The sequence below is a fragment of the Brevundimonas sp. genome, assembly GCF_004210735.1.
Taxonomy (GTDB): Bacteria; Pseudomonadota; Alphaproteobacteria; order Caulobacterales; family Caulobacteraceae; genus Brevundimonas.
Genome location: NZ_SDZL01000031.1, coordinates 1 through 14,868 on the forward strand (window position 1 = coordinate 1; position 14,868 = coordinate 14,868).

A 14,868-nucleotide genomic window follows, 5' to 3' on the forward strand; every position below is an offset into this window, starting at 1 on the left:
GGGCCGGCTCGATCAGCTCCACGTCGACGGCGTCGTCCTGGTAGTTGTATTCCTGCAGCTTGAACTTGTTCTTGTACAGGTACAGACCGACCAGTCCGTGGACCACGACCGAGACAATAATCCCGACCACAGCGCCGACCGACAGTCCCTTTTTCTTTTTCCGCGGGGGATCAAGAATCGGGTCCCGGTGATGATGGGCTTCAGTTTCAGCTGTCATGCTCTGGACCGTCGCCTCAGCTTGAAGTGTCTTCGCCAACCAGGGCCACGCTGTAGAAACCATTGTCCTGCAGGGCGTTCATGACCTGCATGAAGTCGCCGTAGCGGGTGGTTTGGTCAGCACGGATGAAAATCCGTTCCTGGTCGGGGTTACGGCTACCGATCTGAGACTTCAGATCATCACCGAGCGAGCCCACGCTGGTCCGGAAGTCGCCCACGAACACGTCGCCATCATTCTGAATCGAGATGAAGACGGGCTTGGGAGGATTCTGGGCCGGCGGAGCGACGGCGCGAGGCAGTTTCACCGGCACCGACACGGTGGCGAGCGGAGCCGCCACCATGAAGATGATGAGGAGAACCAGCATAATGTCCACGAAAGGCGTGACATTGATTTCGCTGTTCGCCTCGACGGTGCCCTTGCCGCCGCCGGAACCGGATAGTTTGGCGGCCATGCGGGTTACGCTCCCTTGTCGAGCTGACGCGAGATGGCGTTGACCAGTTCAGCGTTGAAACCGTCCGAACGCGTGCCGTAGGCCGAGATGCGGGTGTTGAAGTAGTTGTAGAAGATAACGGCCGGGATAGCGGCGAACAGACCGATACCGGTGGCCAGCAGGGCCTCGGCGATACCCGGCGCAACGACGGCCAGGTTGGTCGTGTTCGATTCAGCGATGCCGATGAACGAGTTCATGATGCCGTACACGGTGCCGAACAGACCGATGAAGGGACCCGAGGCGCCGACCGAAGCCAAGAACTGCTGGCCGCCCGACAGGCGCTTGGCCAGACCCGACTGGACAGCATGCACCGCCTGTTGAGCGCGGTTCATGGCCGAGTCGCGGTGTTCGCCGGTGACCGACAGGCCAGCCTGACGCGACAGTTCGATTTCTTCGGTAGCCGCGGCGGCCATGTCGGCCAGCGGGTTGCCTTCGAACTCGTCCGAGGTCGACACGCGACGCATGTCGGCGATCGTGCGAGCGCCGCGGAACGCTTCCAGGAAGCGGTCGGTGGCGCGGTTCAGGGCGCCGAACTCCAGCAGCTTGATGAGCAGCAGGGTCCAGGTGAAGACCGAAGCCAGCAGAAGGCCGATCATGACGACCTTCACGACCATGGTCGCTTCCATGAACATGGAGATCGGGGTGATGCCACCGCTGTGAGCGCCGCCGACCGCTTCACCGACCGAGGCCGGATCTTCAGCGGGAGCAGCAGCGTCTACGGCCGGAGCGGCCGGAGCGGCAGCGGCGTCGGCGGCGGGAGCCGCGGCGGCGGGAGCAGCGGCCGGAGCCGCCGTGTCCTGCGCCAGGACCGGCGTACCAGCCATCAGCACGGCAGCGCCGGCCATGGCCAGGAGGATGTTCGTCTTCTTGCTATCGAGCATTGTTCGCCAGTTCCTGCTTTGGTCTGACACGTGGAACCCAAGGACAGGTCACACGAGGCGACCAGCCCTCAATGAAATGTTTTTGCCCGCCGACCGGTCCAGATGGTCCGAACGGCGGATCGCCTTCTAACGTTCCCTTCGACCGAGGTCGTCGGGAGGGGGTGAACGGTCGCCTTGTGGAATATTCCGTCCGGCTTCCGGCCGCTCGCGAAAGAAAGCGGTCCAGCACCCTTTGGCGAACCCGTTCCGGAGCGTCAAGTGTGCACAGACGCTTTTCCCCCCAACGGGGAAACGCGAGCGAGCATCGGGCAGGAAACGCCCGGAAAGCGACAATTTGATGATAACCGCGATAGGCCAATTCGAGGCCTGCAACGAGAGATGGTGCCTGGGGGCGGGTTCGAACCACCGACACGCGGATTTTCAATCCGCTGCTCTACCAACTGAGCTACCCAGGCGCGCGTCGCGTCGCGAGAGCGGGTCTATATGCGAGCCTTCAAAACCTGTCCAGCGGTGATCTCAGACTTCTTCGCCCGGATCATCAGACAGCTCGTCGGCGGGCTCGACAGGGATGGCGTAGCCGCCCGTGAACCAGCGCTGCAGGTCGATATCGGCGCAGCGTTTGGAGCAGAAGGGCTTGTATTTCGGGGCCGGCGGCTCGCGGCGGCAGATGGGACAGGTCGCCATCTCAGACACCCTCTATTCTGAATGCGTCAGCGATCAGGGCCGGATCGGCTGCGGCCATGGCCCGTGGACCCAGCCGGCCGACGAGCGGCGCGACCGCAGGCAGGGCCGCTGGCGATACATATAGAGTGGCGCGCGCCAGACCACGATCCTCCAGCAGGCGCAGGGCCAAATGACGCACGGGCGCCGCGCGACGGGCCATGGGCGAGGCCAGCCGCTCCTCGACCGGGGTCCGTCGCCAAGGCAGGGACAGCTGCAGCAGGCCGAACCGACTGACCGGGCCGATGGCCGCCTCGGGCTCTTCTGCGAAGGCGTCGCGGGCCATGCGCCCCACGACTGCGCCGTCATGATTGACGCCCGCCAGATCGATGGCGACCAGTCCGCCCCAGGATTTCAGCCGGATCAGTCGCGCTGCATGCGACAAACCGGCGCGATTGGCCTGTTCGCGCCCCCTGCCCCCGGCGTGATCGATATCGACGGCGATCAGGGCCCGGGTGCGCTGGACCGCGATATCCAGTCCATAGTCCGACAGGATTTCCCGCGATGCGAGTGCAGCTTCGGCAGCCTCGATGCCTGCGCGGATCGCCTCGACCCCGGTCTGGACCTCAATGCCCGGGGCCAGCTGGGCCAGGTGCTGGGCGACAGCAGGCCCTGCGGACAGCAAGCGGACCTCGCCCTGTCCCGCGCCAAGACGCCGCAGGGCGGGCCCTTTGTTTTCACGCGGTTCGGCGACGACCACGACCTCGACCTTCTCGCCGACTCGCGGCGGCTGGCCCTTCCACGGCAGGAATCCCGCCGGATCGCCCGCGCCCAGGTCGATAAAGGCGCCGCGCAGGCCGGGCTCGACGCGCGTGACACGACCGATCGAACGAGCGCCAAGCCGATTCTGGGGCAGGTCGTCGTCGTAATGAAGGATCAGGCGGTCGAATCGCCCGTCGCGCAGGATGACGCCGCGGGTCTCGCCGGGCGTCTCGTCGAGGAAGACCTCGACCTCGCCGGTCATTCCGCGCGCCAGCCCACGCCGGTCAGCAAATTGGCGGTTTCAAACAGGGGCAGGCCCATGACGGCCGGATGGCTGCCGACGATCCGCTGGACGAAGGCGCCCGCGCGACCCTGGATGCCATAGGCCCCGGCCTTGCCCCGCCATTCGTCCGAGGCGACGTAGGCGGCGATTTCAGCGGGCGACAGGACCTTGAAGCTGACCCGCGTCTCGACGACCCGGCAGCGGATCGCGCCGCCATGGGCCAGGGCGACACCGGTATAAACGCGATGGCTTCGGCCCGACAGAAGCTCGAGGAAACGGGTCGCCTCGGCCTCGTCGGCGGCTTTTTCCAACAGGCGACGGCCCTGGGCCACGACGGTGTCGGCGGCCAGAACCACGGCGTCGGGGTTTCGCTGGGCCACGACGCCCGCCTTGGTGCGGGCCAGGCGCTGCGCCAGAAGGCGCGGCGTCTCGGCCTTCAGCGGAGTCTCGTCGATGTCGGCGGGATCGATTCGATCAGGCGTGACCCCGATCTGCGCCAGCAGCTCGACGCGGCGCGGGCTGGCGGAGGCCAGCACAAGGTCGGGACGACGCAAGGCCGTCCTTACTTGAAGCGATAGGTGATGCGGCCCTTGGTCAGGTCATAGGGGGTCATTTCCACCAGGACCTTGTCGCCGGCCAGCACGCGGATGCGGTTCTTGCGCATCTTGCCGGCGGTATGGGCGATGATTTCGTGTCCGCTCTCTTCAAGCAGAACGCGGAAAGTGGCGTTCGGCAGCAGTTCGCTGACGACACCCGGGAACTCGAGCAGTTCTTCCTTAGCCATGCGGCCTCTCTCGCCCCTGCAAATACGTCTTCGGGCCCGCGCCGGGCGTGGACGCGAGCGTTAAGGATGGGGGCGTATGCCTGAAAACGCCCGGCTAGTCGAGTTCAGCCGCGACGATAGAGGGCGCAGACCAAGGTGAAGAGACGGCGGGCCGTCTCGTGGTCCAGGTCGATCTTGCCTTCCAGTCGGGATTTCAGCTGCTCGGCGCCTTCGTTGTGCAGACCGCGACGGCCCATGTCGACCGACTCGATCTGGCTGGCCGACGAGCCGCGCAGGGCCTCGTAATAACTTTCACAGATCAGCAGATAGTCGCGCAACACCGTCTTCAACGGCGTCAGGGACAGGCCGTGGGCGCGGGCGAAGTCGGGCCCGGTGATGTCGAAGACCAGCCGACTGTCCTGCAGCGACAGCTTCAGCGCATAGGGGCCGCCCTCGGCGCCCGCCGGCTGGAAGCTGTTCTTCTCGACCAGATCGAAGATGGCGACGCGGCGCTCGTGTTCGATCTCGGCCGTGGCGGCCGGCAGGGTGGCGGCGTCAAGGTCGACGGAGGTCAGGCGATGCTCGGTCATGCGTCAGGCGTCCCGTTCTCGTGCAGCGGCGCGACACGGGCAGGCCAGCGGTCAGACAGGTCGGCCAGTACCGCGTCCAGACACTCGACATCGATGCGCAGGTCACCGCCGCCGGCGAACATCAGGATGACCCGCCCCCCCGGCGCCTCGGTCGGCTCGAAATCGAGAGCCAGAAGTTCGAGCGCGGATTCCGGGGCACGGGGCAGGCGGCGGCTTTTCACCGCCTCGACGTCGCCGAACTGCATGGCGGCCATGACGCGCGTGCCGCCGCATTCCCAGCAAAAGCGGCTGAGGGTGACGGTCAGGCGGCGGGCCGCCTTTTCCCAGACGATATCGACCGGCCGCAGGATCGCGTCCTGAAGCGCGGCGGAGATGATCTGCAGATCCTCCGCGTCCTCGGCCAGCAGGCGCAAGGGCTCCAGCGCCTGCTCGGCCTGCTTTTGGGCCTGCTCCTGGCTCAGGGCGTCGATCGGCATCTCGTCAGTGTTCATCACCCTCCCCTTTCAGGCGGCGGATGTCGGCGCCGCAGGCGCCCAGCTTTTCTTCCAAACGCTCGAAACCGCGATCCAGATGATAGACCCGGCCGATCGTCGTCTCGCCCTCGGCCACCAGGCCGGCGATGACCAGGCTGACCGAGGCCCGCAAGTCGGTGGCCATGACCGGCGCGCCGGTCAGTTTCTCGACGCCGCGCACCCGCGCCTCGCCCGCATGGACGGTGATGTCGGCGCCCAGACGCGCCAGTTCGGGCGCGTGCATGAAGCGGTTCTCGAAGATATTCTCGTGGATGACGCTTTCCCCCTCGGCCGTGGTCATCAGGGCCATGAACTGCGCCTGCAGGTCGGTGGCGAAGCCGGGATAGATCTCGGTCGTCAGGTTCACGGCCTTGAGGCGCTGTTTCGGATCGCGGCGAACGATGACGCCGTCGTCGGTCGGGGTGATGTCCACGCCCGCCTCGATCATCTTGTCGGTCAGGGCGGTGATCAGGTCGGCGCGCCCCTTGGTCAGACGCACCTCGCCCCCCGCCATGGCGGCGGCGACGGCGTAGCTGCCCATCTCGATCCGGTCGGGAATCACGGCCCATTCGGCACCGTTCAGCGACGAGACGCCCGTGATGGTCAGGACGTCGGTGTCCAGCCCCTCGATCTTGGCGCCCATGGCGATCAGGCAGCGCGCCAGGTCGCCGATCTCGGGCTCGCGCGCGGCGCGCTTGAGGACCGTCGTCCCTTGCGCCAGGACGGCGGCCAGCAGGGCGTGTTCGGTCGCGCCCACGGACACGAACGGGAATTCGATCTCGGCGCCGCGCAGCCCCTTGGGCGCGGTGGCGCTGACGTAGCCTTCCTCCAGCTCGATCGCGGCGCCCAGGGCCGAGAGGGCCATCAGGTGCAGGTCCACGGGGCGCGCGCCGATGGTGCAGCCGCCCGGCAGCGAAACCTTGGCGTGGCCGGTGCGGGCCAGCAGCGGCCCCAACACGTTGAACGAGGCCCGCATCTGGCGGACCAGATCATAAGGGGCGAAGGTCGAGGTCAGGTCGGCGGCGTGGAACAGGGTCTCCTGGCCGTTCGCGCCCTCACGCTCGGTCACCTCGACGCCGAACTGGCGCAGCAGTTGACCCAGGAATTTGGTGTCAGCCAGGCGCGGCATATTGGTCAGCAGCAGGGGCTGATCCGTCAGGATCGAGGCGGCCATCAGCTTGATGGCGGAGTTCTTGGCGCCACTGACGGGGATTTCACCGTTCAGTTGGGCGCCGCCGTGAAGGGCGATGCTGTCCATGGGGTCCTTGAGCGCGCGCCGAGACCACGTTTGGCGACGGCGGATCGACTATCTAGCGCGGGCCTTCGCTCCTGCGAAAGGCCGAAGCGAGGCCGGGCGATGACATTCAGTCAATGTCCTTGTCCGGCGGGGCCGTCTGTCCCGCCTTGCGGCGGCGCAGGTTGGCGCGCAGGGCCTGGGCCAGACGCGCCGCCTTTTCAGCCTTTTCGCGCTCGACCTCGGACAGGGGCGACGGGGGATCGGATTTCATCGGATCAGACAAGCGCCGCGAAAAGTTCAGTTCAACGAGAAAATGCACTTCCCCCCCGCCAAGGGTTTGGCTATACGGCCGCTTCCTCAGATTTCGCCGCCGTAGCTCAGTGGTAGAGCGCATCCTTGGTAAGGCTGAGGTCGTGGGTTCGATTCCCCCCGGCGGCACCACCACAAGCGAAAGGCCCGACCATACGGTCGGGCCTTTTGTCGTTCCGACCCGAAGCCGTCAGATCAGGGCAGTGTGACCCCCGCGCCCACCGACCGGCTGCGGTAGCGGCCGTAGGGCGAGAACGGGTCGTAGTCATAGGGCCCGTAGCCGTAGCGGTCGTTCTCGGTCTGGCGGTAGTGCAGGTCCAGTCGCCCGCTGTCGCCGATCGGCAGGGACACCGATGCGGCGTAGTCGCGATAACCGCCGGTGCCGATTCCCGCGCTGACCGTGCCGTGAACCTGACGATCGTCGCGCGGTTCCTCGGTCAGGCTGTAGGGCGCGGGCGCCTCGGCGGCGGCCGCCAGCCATTGGCTGATCTGTTGATCCGTGGTCAGGCCGTGCGCTGTGGCGGCCTGAACGGCGCGAGGCAGGGAATCGGTCGTCGGGGCGGCTTCGGCCGTCAGGGGCGGCAGGTCGCGATTCGCGGTGGCGATGACGCCGTCGGGATCAGGCGCGACCATCAGTCCGGCGGCGAGCAGCAGAGCGATCATGCCGATGTCTCCCTTTCGTCCCTCATCCTAGCCCCGATTGAGGCCAAGGTCAGGCGGTTCCGTCGCCGCGCCCCAGCGGATCGGGCAGGCGATACCCCTCGGGCACGAAGGTCAGGGCGACCGAGTTGATGCAATAACGTTGACCGCTGGGCGGCGGGCCGTCGGGGAAGACGTGACCCTGATGACTGTCGCAACGGGCGCAGCGGGTCTCGACGCGCACCATCCCGTAGCTGGTGTCTCGCACCTCGCGGACGTGGGCCGGATCGACGGGTTCGGTGAAGCTGGGCCAGCCGGTTCCGCTTTCGAACTTTGTGCCTGCGCGGAACAGCGGCAGGCCGCATTCCCGGCAGCAGAAGACCCCTGCCCGTTTCTCGCCCAGCAGGGTCCCACAAAACGGCGCCTCGGTGCCATGGGCCAGCAGGACGCGCTTTTCTTCAACCGACAGATCGGCCTCCAGCGCCACGCGCTGGCTGTCACTGGGCGGCGTCAGGTCGAAACCTGAAGCGGAGCGGAGGGTGTCAGGGGAGAGATCGGTCATGATCTCCAAATAGGAAGGCCCGGACGGCGGTTCCACCATCCGGGCCTTTGGAAGTCTTGCGCTCAAGTAGCGCGAAGCGCGGTAGCGCTCCTAGGACGTCTTGCGCTCAAGTAGCGCGAAGCGCGGTAGCGCCCTTAGAAGAGCGTGCCGACCCAAGTCTGGACGGCGGCTTCATCGGCCGGGTTACCCGTGAAGGTCAGACCCGATTCCGGCGTATAGGGCTTGTTGTTGCCACGCTGACGCGTGGTCCAGGCCTTGTGACCGTACGACAGGTCCGCATAGTTGGACGGCAGGCGCAGGGTGGTCGGCTCGATGAAGATCGAGTCCACCGCCGTGGTCGAACCGGCCAGACGCACGTTCGGCAGGCGCGTCAGCAGGTCCAGCGTGTCCAGGCAGCCGCCCGAGCAGCCGGCGTCCACCAGAACGACGACCTGACCAGCGACCGGATTGGCCGTGCCGGCGTCGGCCACGGCCGGGCGGCCCGGCATGACGAAGGTCGGCTGGTTGGCGGCGATGGCGGCGTCGAAGGCCGCGACGATGGCCTGGGTCTGTTCGATGACCGGAGCCGATTCCTGCACGAAGCGCGGATCAGCCTGCATGCGGGTCAGGGTGTCGACGAACCACTGGCGGTTGGCGGCGGTGGCGCGATAGGTGATCGAGCCCGCTTCCGGCTGGCGGCTGACGGTGAACTCCGGCGTCCATATGCGGTTGGCCAGACCATAGCCACGCGCCGTGGCGTTGAGCGAGTCGCCGCGCGCACCGCGCAGGTCCAGCACGAAGCCCTGCGGCCCGCGGATGGCCGCGGCCTGGGCCTCGACCTGGGCGTAGAAGGCGTCCCAGGCGGCGTCGTCGGCCAGCGAATTGACGCGGACCCACGGGCGGCCGTTCACCGTCTCGACCGCCAGCGGCGCCGGGCCGGGGGTGAAGACCGAGGCGCGATAGGCGGCCTCGAGGTTGGCGGGGTTCGCCTCGACCGGCTTCAGGGTGAACTCGCGGTCACGGCGACCGACGGTGAATTCACAGACGGACGGCACGCCGCCGGCCATCGGATTGTTGCGGTTCCACAGCAGATAGGGTGCGGTGCGGACGCGGCCGGCCTCGGTCGTCAGGTCGCCTTCGAACTGGTCCAGCTTGGCCTTGGCGATGTCCTCAATGGGCTGCAGGTTGCAGCTCTTGAGCACGGCGCCCAGCGGCGGCAGGCCGCGCACGCCCGGCTGGACGTAGGAGACGACATACTGGCCGTTGCGCCAGGCGGTGGCCACGCCGGGCCAGCTAGTCGCGAAGTACGGGCCCAGGCCTTCGTAGGTCTGGCGGGTGGCGATGTTCGCGTCACGGAAGCCGTTGGCGTACCAGCGCAGGGCATAGGCATGGCTGTCGCCGCTGTTGACCTGACCGGCCTTGGCCTGGGCCTGCGTCAGGCCGGCGTCCAGCCAGGCGCGGAAGGCGTCGCCCTCGGCGCCCTGGGTCACGGCGGCAGGATGGTTGTCGCGCAGGGTGTCATGGACCGTGGTCAGGTCCTGCAGCGCAAGGCCGCGGAAATCCTGGGCGGAGGCGGCGCCGGAGGCGACCACCATGGCGAAGGCCGAGGCGGCGATGAAAAGGCGGTTCATAGTAGAGGAGGTCTCCCGGCCGTCTAAAACGCGGTTCGGACGTGTTAAACCCTATCGCCGCGGTGCCTGCCAACCCCCTGTGGGTCAGGAAAGGGCTTCGCGCGACGCCCTGTCGCGTGCGCCGGTTTACTCGCCGGGCCCGGCGTCCTAATCGGAGCGCGTAGTTCACGAACGGTTTCAGGCCAGCGCATGTTCTCCAAGATTCTGATCGCCAACCGGGGCGAGATCGCGGTTCGCATCATCAAGACGTGCCGCAAGATGGGCATCCGGACGGTGCAGGTCTATTCCGAGGCCGACGCCGGATCGCTGGCGGTCGAGATGGCCGACGAGGCGGTGCTGATCGGGCCCGCCCCCGCCAACCAGTCCTATCTGCTGGCCGACAAGATCGTGGAGGCGGTGAAGCAGACGGGCGCCGAGGCGGTGCACCCGGGCTTTGGCTTCCTGAGTGAAAACGCCGGCTTTGCGCGGCGGCTAAAGGACGAAGGCATCGCCTTCATCGGCCCGAACCCCGAGGCGATCGACGCCATGGGCGACAAGATCACCTCCAAGAAATTCGCCGCCGAGGCGGGCGTCAGCACCGTTCCGGGGCACATGGGCCTGATCGACACGCCGGAAGAGGCGGTCACCATCGCCCGCGAGATCGGCTATCCGGTCATGATCAAGGCCTCGGCCGGCGGCGGCGGCAAGGGCATCCGCGTCGCCCATGGCGACGACGACATGGCCGAGGGATTCGCGGCGGTGAAGGCCGAGGCGCTGAACGCCTTTGGCGACGACCGGGTCTTCCTGGAAAAATTCATCATCGACCCGCGCCACATCGAGATTCAGGTGATGGGCGACAAGCACGGCAATGTCGTCCACCTATTCGAGCGCGAATGCTCGATCCAGCGCCGGAACCAGAAGGTCATCGAAGAGGCGCCGTCTCCCCTGCTGGACGAGGCCACGCGTATGGCGATGGGCGCCCAGGCCGTCGCCTTGGCCCAGGCCGTGAACTATGACAGCGCCGGCACGGTCGAGTTCGTCGCCGGACAGGATAAATCGTTCTATTTCCTTGAGATGAACACCCGTCTTCAGGTGGAACATCCGGTGACGGAGCTGATCACCGGGGTCGATCTGGTCGAGCAGATGATCCGGTCCGCCTGGGGCGAAAAGCTGGCGTTCAAACAGGACGACCTGTCGATCAACGGCTGGGCCATCGAGAGCCGCATCTATGCCGAGGACCCCTATCGTGGCTTCCTGCCGTCGATCGGCCGCCTTGTGCGCTATGAGCAGCCCCAGGAAGGCGATCAGGGCGACTATACCGTCCGCAACGATTCCGGCGTCCGCGAGGGCGACGAGATCAGCATGTTCTACGACCCCATGATCGCCAAGCTGTGCGCCTGGGGCGAGACGCGTGAGGCGGCGCTGACCGGCATGGCCCGGGCGCTGGAGGACACCCACCTGTCGGGGTTGGGCCACAACGTGCCCTTCCTGTCGGCCGTGATGGACCAGCAGCGGTTCCAGTCGGGCCAGCTGTCCACCAGCTATATCAAGGACGAATTCCCCGACGGCTTCCACGGCCTGACCCCGTCCGACCGTCAGAAGGCGATCTTCATTGCCGCCGCCACGGCCATGAACGAAGTGCTGGCCGAGCAGGCCGGCGATCCCAGCGAGCGCACCGACTGGACCGTGCTGATCGACCGCGAGGCGCACGCCGTGTCCCTGTCCTATGACGAGGCCGAGGATCTGGTCGTGTCGCTGGAAGAAGAGGACCTGGTCCTGACCGAGATCGACTGGCGGCCGGGCCAGGCCCAGTTCAAGGCCGTGCTGGACGACGAGGCCTTCACCGCCGAGGTGAAGCGCACCGCCGACGGCTTTGACATCCGCCACCGCGCCGCCCGGGCACGGGTGCGTGTGATGACGCCGCGCGCCGCCGACTTCTATGCGCGCCTGCCCGAAAAACAGGCGGCGGACACCTCGAAACTGGTGCTGTCGCCCATGCCGGGGCTGGTCGTGGCCATCCCCGTGACCGCCGGTCAGGAGGTGAAGGCCGGCGAGACCGTCGCCATCATCGAGGCTATGAAGATGCAAAACATCCTCAAGGCCGAACGCGACGGCGTGGTGAAGGCCGTCAGCGCCAAGGCGGGCGACCCCGTCGCCGCCGACGACGTGCTGGTCGAGTTCGGCTGAGCCCCGTCGTGGCCGCCCTGTCAGATCTGTATCTGCACTCCAGCGGCCGGATCGGGCGCGCGGCCTTTATCGCGGGCGTGCTGCCGCTGATCGCGGTGTGGGCGGCGTTCGACCTGCTGGCGCCGGGCTTCGTGCAGCGCTGGACCGGCTGGCTGGTCGGGGCGGCGCTGTTCTACTTAAGCGCCTGCGTGCTGTCGCAACGGCTGCATGACCGGGGACGGTCAGGCTGGTGGAGCGGGCCGATCCTGATCGCCTTCGCCATCTGCTGGCCGCAGGGTTCAAGCTGGCCCGAGGCGCCGCTGGACTGGCTGTGGGCCGCGCTGCTGCTGGCCGTGGTCGTCGATCTGGCGATCCTGCCGGGGCAGAAAGCGTTCAACCGCTATGGCGCGCCTTCTAGCGCCGATTGACACGGCAAACAAAGACCTCAACCTCAGGTATGAGATTCGGGGCGCATCGGTGATGAAGTCAGCTGTTACGGAGTTGTTCGTGGCGCGAGGCCGCTTGAGACGTCGGGACTTCTGGCTGATTTCGCTTGGCTTAGCCGCCTTATGTCTCTTCATTCAGCTAGCAGGCGCGAGCTTGATCCTTGGTGACGGCTTTATCGGCGTAACCATGCTTCTGCAATTAGGCGAGATACCATCGAAATCACCTCGTTTTATAGCCACTGCTACATTTATATCTTTGGTCGCTCTGGTATTTTACTGGCCCATGCTGATCCTGTGCCTCAGGCGAGAGCATGACCGCAACAATTCGGGTTGGTTGGTGTGGGTGTATTTCATCTTCTCCCTGCTGTCGGATTTCCTAATTTTTGGAGATCGCCTAGCGCCCCCAGGAATGGGTTCAGCGGTTGATCCGCTCTGGGGACCAGCCATGAGCATCCTGAGCCTGGTGCTCTTGGGAGGCGCCGTGTGGCTGACAGTTACCCTGGGTCTTCTGGACGGAACGCCCGGACCCAATCGCTACGGTCCGTCGCCCAAGGGCATCGGTGTGGCCGATCAATAATCACAACAGGTCAGACCGGCGCGTCGGCCGACTGAACCGGGCCGAAGATCGCCTCGAACGAAGACTTCAGCGCCGCGTCCGCCTCGTCCATCGTGGCCAGCACGCCCAGGTCGATCAGGCTGGTGACGCCGTGCTCGCTGATGCCGCAGGGCACGATGCCGCCGAAATGGTCCAGATCCGGTTCGACGTTCAGGCTGATGCCGTGGAAGCTGACCCATTTGCGAACCTTGACGCCGATGGCGGCGATCTTGTCCTCACGGCTCCAGCCGGGGCCCTTGCGCTCGACCCAGACGCCGACGCGGCCGTCGCGGACGTCGGCGGGGACGCTGAACCGGCCCAGGGCGCCGATGACCCATTGCTCCAGCCCGCGCACGAAGGTGCGGACGTCACGCCCGCGCGCGTTCAGGTCCAGCATGACATAGGCCACGCGCTGGCCCGGCCCGTGATAGGTGAACTGCCCGCCCCGCCCCGTGCGATGGACGGGAAAGCGGTCGGGCGTCAGCAGATCATCGTCCTTTGACGACACCCCGGCGGTGTAAAGCGGCGGATGCTCCAGCAGCCAGACCAATTCCGGCGCCGCGCCCTCGGCGATGGCGGCGGCCCGCGCCTCCATCGCGGCGACGGCGGCGGGATAGTCGACATAGCCGGACGAGACCGCCCATTGCACGGGCGCGCCGTCGATACGGCGAAGTTTCGGCAACAGGCTTAACGGCTCAGCAAGCATGAGGCCCTCAATGTAGGCGCGGGGGCCGCCATGCAACACCAGCGTCCTGTATCCGTCAGCGTTTCAGAGTATCCCGTGAGCCAGATCGAAGCCGTCGACGTTGAAATCTCGGTGGTCCTGGGCCGATCCGTGCTGCCCATGTCCCAACTGCTGAAGATGGGCCGCGGCGCGGTGATCCCGCTGGACGCGTCGGAAAAGGACGAGGTCTGGATCCTGGCCAACAACCACCCCGTGGCGCGCGGCGAGATCGAGATCCGCGAGGACCGCATCGCTATCACCGTCACCCGCCCGGCCGACCTGTACGACTTCATGGCCGGGGCGGCCTGAGGCTTCAGTCCAGCGCCTGCGCCTCGGCATAGGCGGCCAGCAACTCATCGCGACGCGGCTGTTCTGCGATGTGGATGATCCGCAGGTCCGGCAGCGGCACGGTCGGGTGGTGCGCGGCATGGCCAGCGAACCAGAAGGCTTCGGCCAGCGTCTCTTGATGCCAGGTGGTCATGATGAACTCGTCATCGGGAACATCGCCGAAGTCACAGGCGTCCAGGGCCGCCCAATCGACGCTGTCGTCCCAGAGACTGCATTCCTCGCCCCACGCCATCATGTAGAAGCAGCCGCTCGCCACGAGCCAGTTGCTGATCAGACCGTGCCAAGCCGGATCGACCTTGTTTTCCAGCACCAGCATCGCCCGATGAGGTCGGGCTTCGACCGTCGGCGGCGACTGACCGGGGATAAGGTGAAGGTAGTCGAGGCTCATGACGTAGGAACGCCAAAGTTCGCCTGAGTCCGGAAGAGCGCCACGCCTTCGCACAAGGCCAACAATTCGCAGCCATACGACGGCGTGATTGCGATGAGGCAAGCTTCTCCACTCACCACAAGGTCGGCGATGTTGCGGAGACGGTCCTCATACTGCCGGCGATACAGATCTTCGGCGGAAGGATGCGGCTCGACGAACAGTGGCGTCAGCCAAGACAAATCGGGACGCCGCCTTGCAACCACCTCTATGTGCGAGATGATATTGCCCTCCCGAATATCATTCCCTACCAGCGCCCGAACACCAGAAAGCTCGAGCCGGTAATCCTCCCGCTCGACTGTCCGCAGCAGCACAACAGCCTTGTCGCCATCCACCAGAAGGCCAGTGACGGCGCCGTCGTGGAAGCTGGGATTGCGCAGGCAGTGCGTATCCGGCGAAAGGTCTAGGTCGTGGCTCATCGCCTATGTTGAACACGGCGAGCGATCAGCGGTCCACCGGCTCACACTTCGGTTGAGCAAACCCCCTTCCCTTTCCGCAACGTCTCCGCTATTGCCCCCGCTCCGATGCGAGCGGTCGTGGCGGAATTGGTAGACGCGCAGCGTTGAGGTCGCTGTGGGGCAACCCGTGGAAGTTCGAGTCTTCTCGACCGCACCATCTGATCTGACAGGGCGAATCTCGGCTAACATCAGCTGATCATTTTCAGGGAGGCA

Annotated in this window: 20 protein-coding genes and 3 tRNA genes; 6 read left to right on the forward strand and 17 right to left on the reverse strand. The window is 66.1% G+C overall.

Going from position 1 to position 14,868, the window contains the following annotated elements:
- Window positions 1-233: 233 nt before the first annotated feature.
- From EON91_RS08455 to EON91_RS08505, 11 genes are all read right to left on the reverse strand, one after another.
- On the reverse strand, window positions 234-668 hold the full coding sequence (locus tag EON91_RS08455) for a biopolymer transporter ExbD (RefSeq protein WP_292093432.1): 435 nt from the start codon (window positions 666-668) through the stop codon (window positions 234-236).
- Window positions 669-673: 5 nt separating this feature from the next.
- Window positions 674-1,588: a tonB-system energizer ExbB gene (exbB, locus tag EON91_RS08460; protein ID WP_292093434.1), complete on the reverse strand. Its 915-nt coding sequence runs from the start codon at window positions 1,586-1,588 to the stop codon at window positions 674-676.
- Between the two features lie 379 nt (window positions 1,589-1,967).
- Window positions 1,968-2,043, reverse strand: a tRNA-Phe gene (locus EON91_RS08465).
- A 61-nt stretch (window positions 2,044-2,104) separates the two neighbouring features.
- Window positions 2,105-2,272, reverse strand: a complete 168-nt coding sequence (gene yacG, locus EON91_RS08470; protein ID WP_292093436.1) for a DNA gyrase inhibitor YacG — start codon at window positions 2,270-2,272, stop codon at window positions 2,105-2,107.
- A 1-nt stretch (window position 2,273) separates the two neighbouring features.
- Window positions 2,274-3,272 (reverse strand): ribonuclease E/G, encoded by a 999-nt coding sequence (locus EON91_RS08475; RefSeq protein WP_292093439.1) that lies wholly within the window; start codon window positions 3,270-3,272, stop codon window positions 2,274-2,276.
- Window positions 3,269-3,847: a nucleoside triphosphate pyrophosphatase gene (locus EON91_RS08480; RefSeq protein ID WP_292093440.1), complete on the reverse strand. Its 579-nt coding sequence runs from the start codon at window positions 3,845-3,847 to the stop codon at window positions 3,269-3,271. Before EON91_RS08480 ends, EON91_RS08475 begins: the two co-directional genes overlap by 4 nt.
- 8 nt (window positions 3,848-3,855) lie before the next feature.
- Window positions 3,856-4,077: a translation initiation factor IF-1 gene (infA, locus tag EON91_RS08485; protein WP_292093442.1), complete on the reverse strand. Its 222-nt coding sequence runs from the start codon at window positions 4,075-4,077 to the stop codon at window positions 3,856-3,858.
- Window positions 4,078-4,181: 104 nt separating this feature from the next.
- Window positions 4,182-4,646 carry a UPF0262 family protein gene (locus tag EON91_RS08490; RefSeq protein WP_292093444.1) on the reverse strand — a complete coding sequence of 155 codons (465 nt, stop codon included), beginning with the start codon at window positions 4,644-4,646 and terminating at the stop codon, window positions 4,182-4,184.
- Window positions 4,643-5,137 carry a DUF2948 family protein gene (locus tag EON91_RS08495; protein ID WP_292093446.1) on the reverse strand — a complete coding sequence of 165 codons (495 nt, stop codon included), beginning with the start codon at window positions 5,135-5,137 and terminating at the stop codon, window positions 4,643-4,645. The genes EON91_RS08490 and EON91_RS08495 overlap by 4 nt, the downstream gene beginning before the upstream one ends.
- Window positions 5,127-6,416, reverse strand: coding sequence for a UDP-N-acetylglucosamine 1-carboxyvinyltransferase (gene murA, locus EON91_RS08500; RefSeq protein WP_292093447.1), 1,290 nt, complete (start codon window positions 6,414-6,416; stop codon window positions 5,127-5,129). Before murA ends, EON91_RS08495 begins: the two co-directional genes overlap by 11 nt.
- 106 nt (window positions 6,417-6,522) lie before the next feature.
- On the reverse strand, window positions 6,523-6,666 hold the full coding sequence (locus EON91_RS08505) for a hypothetical protein (protein ID WP_292093449.1): 144 nt from the start codon (window positions 6,664-6,666) through the stop codon (window positions 6,523-6,525).
- Between the two features lie 95 nt (window positions 6,667-6,761).
- On the opposite strand from EON91_RS08505, the gene EON91_RS08510 reads away from it, so the two are divergent.
- Window positions 6,762-6,836 (forward strand) — tRNA-Thr (locus tag EON91_RS08510).
- A gap of 63 nt (window positions 6,837-6,899) precedes the next feature.
- On the opposite strand, the gene EON91_RS08515 is transcribed toward EON91_RS08510, so the two are convergent.
- The 3 genes from EON91_RS08515 to EON91_RS08525 all read right to left on the reverse strand — a co-directional run bounded on the left by EON91_RS08515 (window position 6,900) and on the right by EON91_RS08525 (window position 9,515).
- The gene (locus tag EON91_RS08515; protein WP_292093451.1) at window positions 6,900-7,367 is read right to left on the reverse strand and encodes a hypothetical protein; all 468 of its coding nucleotides are present in this window, start codon (window positions 7,365-7,367) and stop codon (window positions 6,900-6,902) included.
- Between the two features lie 49 nt (window positions 7,368-7,416).
- Window positions 7,417-7,905 (reverse strand): peptide-methionine (R)-S-oxide reductase MsrB, encoded by a 489-nt coding sequence (gene msrB, locus EON91_RS08520; RefSeq protein ID WP_292093453.1) that lies wholly within the window; start codon window positions 7,903-7,905, stop codon window positions 7,417-7,419.
- 134 nt (window positions 7,906-8,039) lie between these two features.
- Window positions 8,040-9,515: a hypothetical protein gene (locus tag EON91_RS08525; protein ID WP_292093455.1), complete on the reverse strand. Its 1,476-nt coding sequence runs from the start codon at window positions 9,513-9,515 to the stop codon at window positions 8,040-8,042.
- 189 nt (window positions 9,516-9,704) lie between these two features.
- Between EON91_RS08525 and EON91_RS08530 the strand changes: the two genes are divergently transcribed.
- Genes EON91_RS08530 through EON91_RS08540 form a run of 3 tightly spaced genes read left to right on the forward strand, consistent with a single transcriptional unit; the run spans window position 9,705 to window position 12,683 of the window.
- On the forward strand, window positions 9,705-11,681 hold the full coding sequence (locus EON91_RS08530) for an acetyl/propionyl/methylcrotonyl-CoA carboxylase subunit alpha (RefSeq protein ID WP_292093458.1): 1,977 nt from the start codon (window positions 9,705-9,707) through the stop codon (window positions 11,679-11,681).
- Between the two features lie 8 nt (window positions 11,682-11,689).
- Complete coding sequence (locus EON91_RS08535) at window positions 11,690-12,088, forward strand: DUF805 domain-containing protein (RefSeq protein WP_292093460.1); 399 nt, start codon at window positions 11,690-11,692, stop codon at window positions 12,086-12,088.
- On the forward strand, window positions 12,063-12,683 hold the full coding sequence (locus EON91_RS08540) for a DUF805 domain-containing protein (protein ID WP_292093463.1): 621 nt from the start codon (window positions 12,063-12,065) through the stop codon (window positions 12,681-12,683). The genes EON91_RS08535 and EON91_RS08540 overlap by 26 nt, the downstream gene beginning before the upstream one ends.
- A 10-nt stretch (window positions 12,684-12,693) precedes the next feature.
- On the opposite strand, the gene lipB is transcribed toward EON91_RS08540, so the two are convergent.
- Window positions 12,694-13,407 (reverse strand): lipoyl(octanoyl) transferase LipB, encoded by a 714-nt coding sequence (lipB, locus tag EON91_RS08545; protein ID WP_292093466.1) that lies wholly within the window; start codon window positions 13,405-13,407, stop codon window positions 12,694-12,696.
- Window positions 13,408-13,437: 30 nt separating this feature from the next.
- Between lipB and EON91_RS08550 the strand changes: the two genes are divergently transcribed.
- Window positions 13,438-13,734 carry a FliM/FliN family flagellar motor switch protein gene (locus tag EON91_RS08550; protein ID WP_292093468.1) on the forward strand — a complete coding sequence of 99 codons (297 nt, stop codon included), beginning with the start codon at window positions 13,438-13,440 and terminating at the stop codon, window positions 13,732-13,734.
- A gap of 4 nt (window positions 13,735-13,738) precedes the next feature.
- Here the strand turns inward: EON91_RS08550 and EON91_RS08555 are convergent, their stop codons facing one another.
- A complete protein-coding gene (locus EON91_RS08555; protein WP_292093471.1) occupies window positions 13,739-14,161 on the reverse strand; it encodes a hypothetical protein in 423 nt (140 codons plus the stop codon).
- Window positions 14,158-14,616, reverse strand: coding sequence for a hypothetical protein (locus EON91_RS08560; RefSeq protein ID WP_292093474.1), 459 nt, complete (start codon window positions 14,614-14,616; stop codon window positions 14,158-14,160). Before EON91_RS08560 ends, EON91_RS08555 begins: the two co-directional genes overlap by 4 nt.
- A 111-nt stretch (window positions 14,617-14,727) precedes the next feature.
- Here EON91_RS08560 and EON91_RS08565 point away from each other — a divergent pair.
- Window positions 14,728-14,812 (forward strand) — tRNA-Leu (locus EON91_RS08565).
- The last annotated feature ends 56 nt before the right edge of the window (window positions 14,813-14,868 follow it).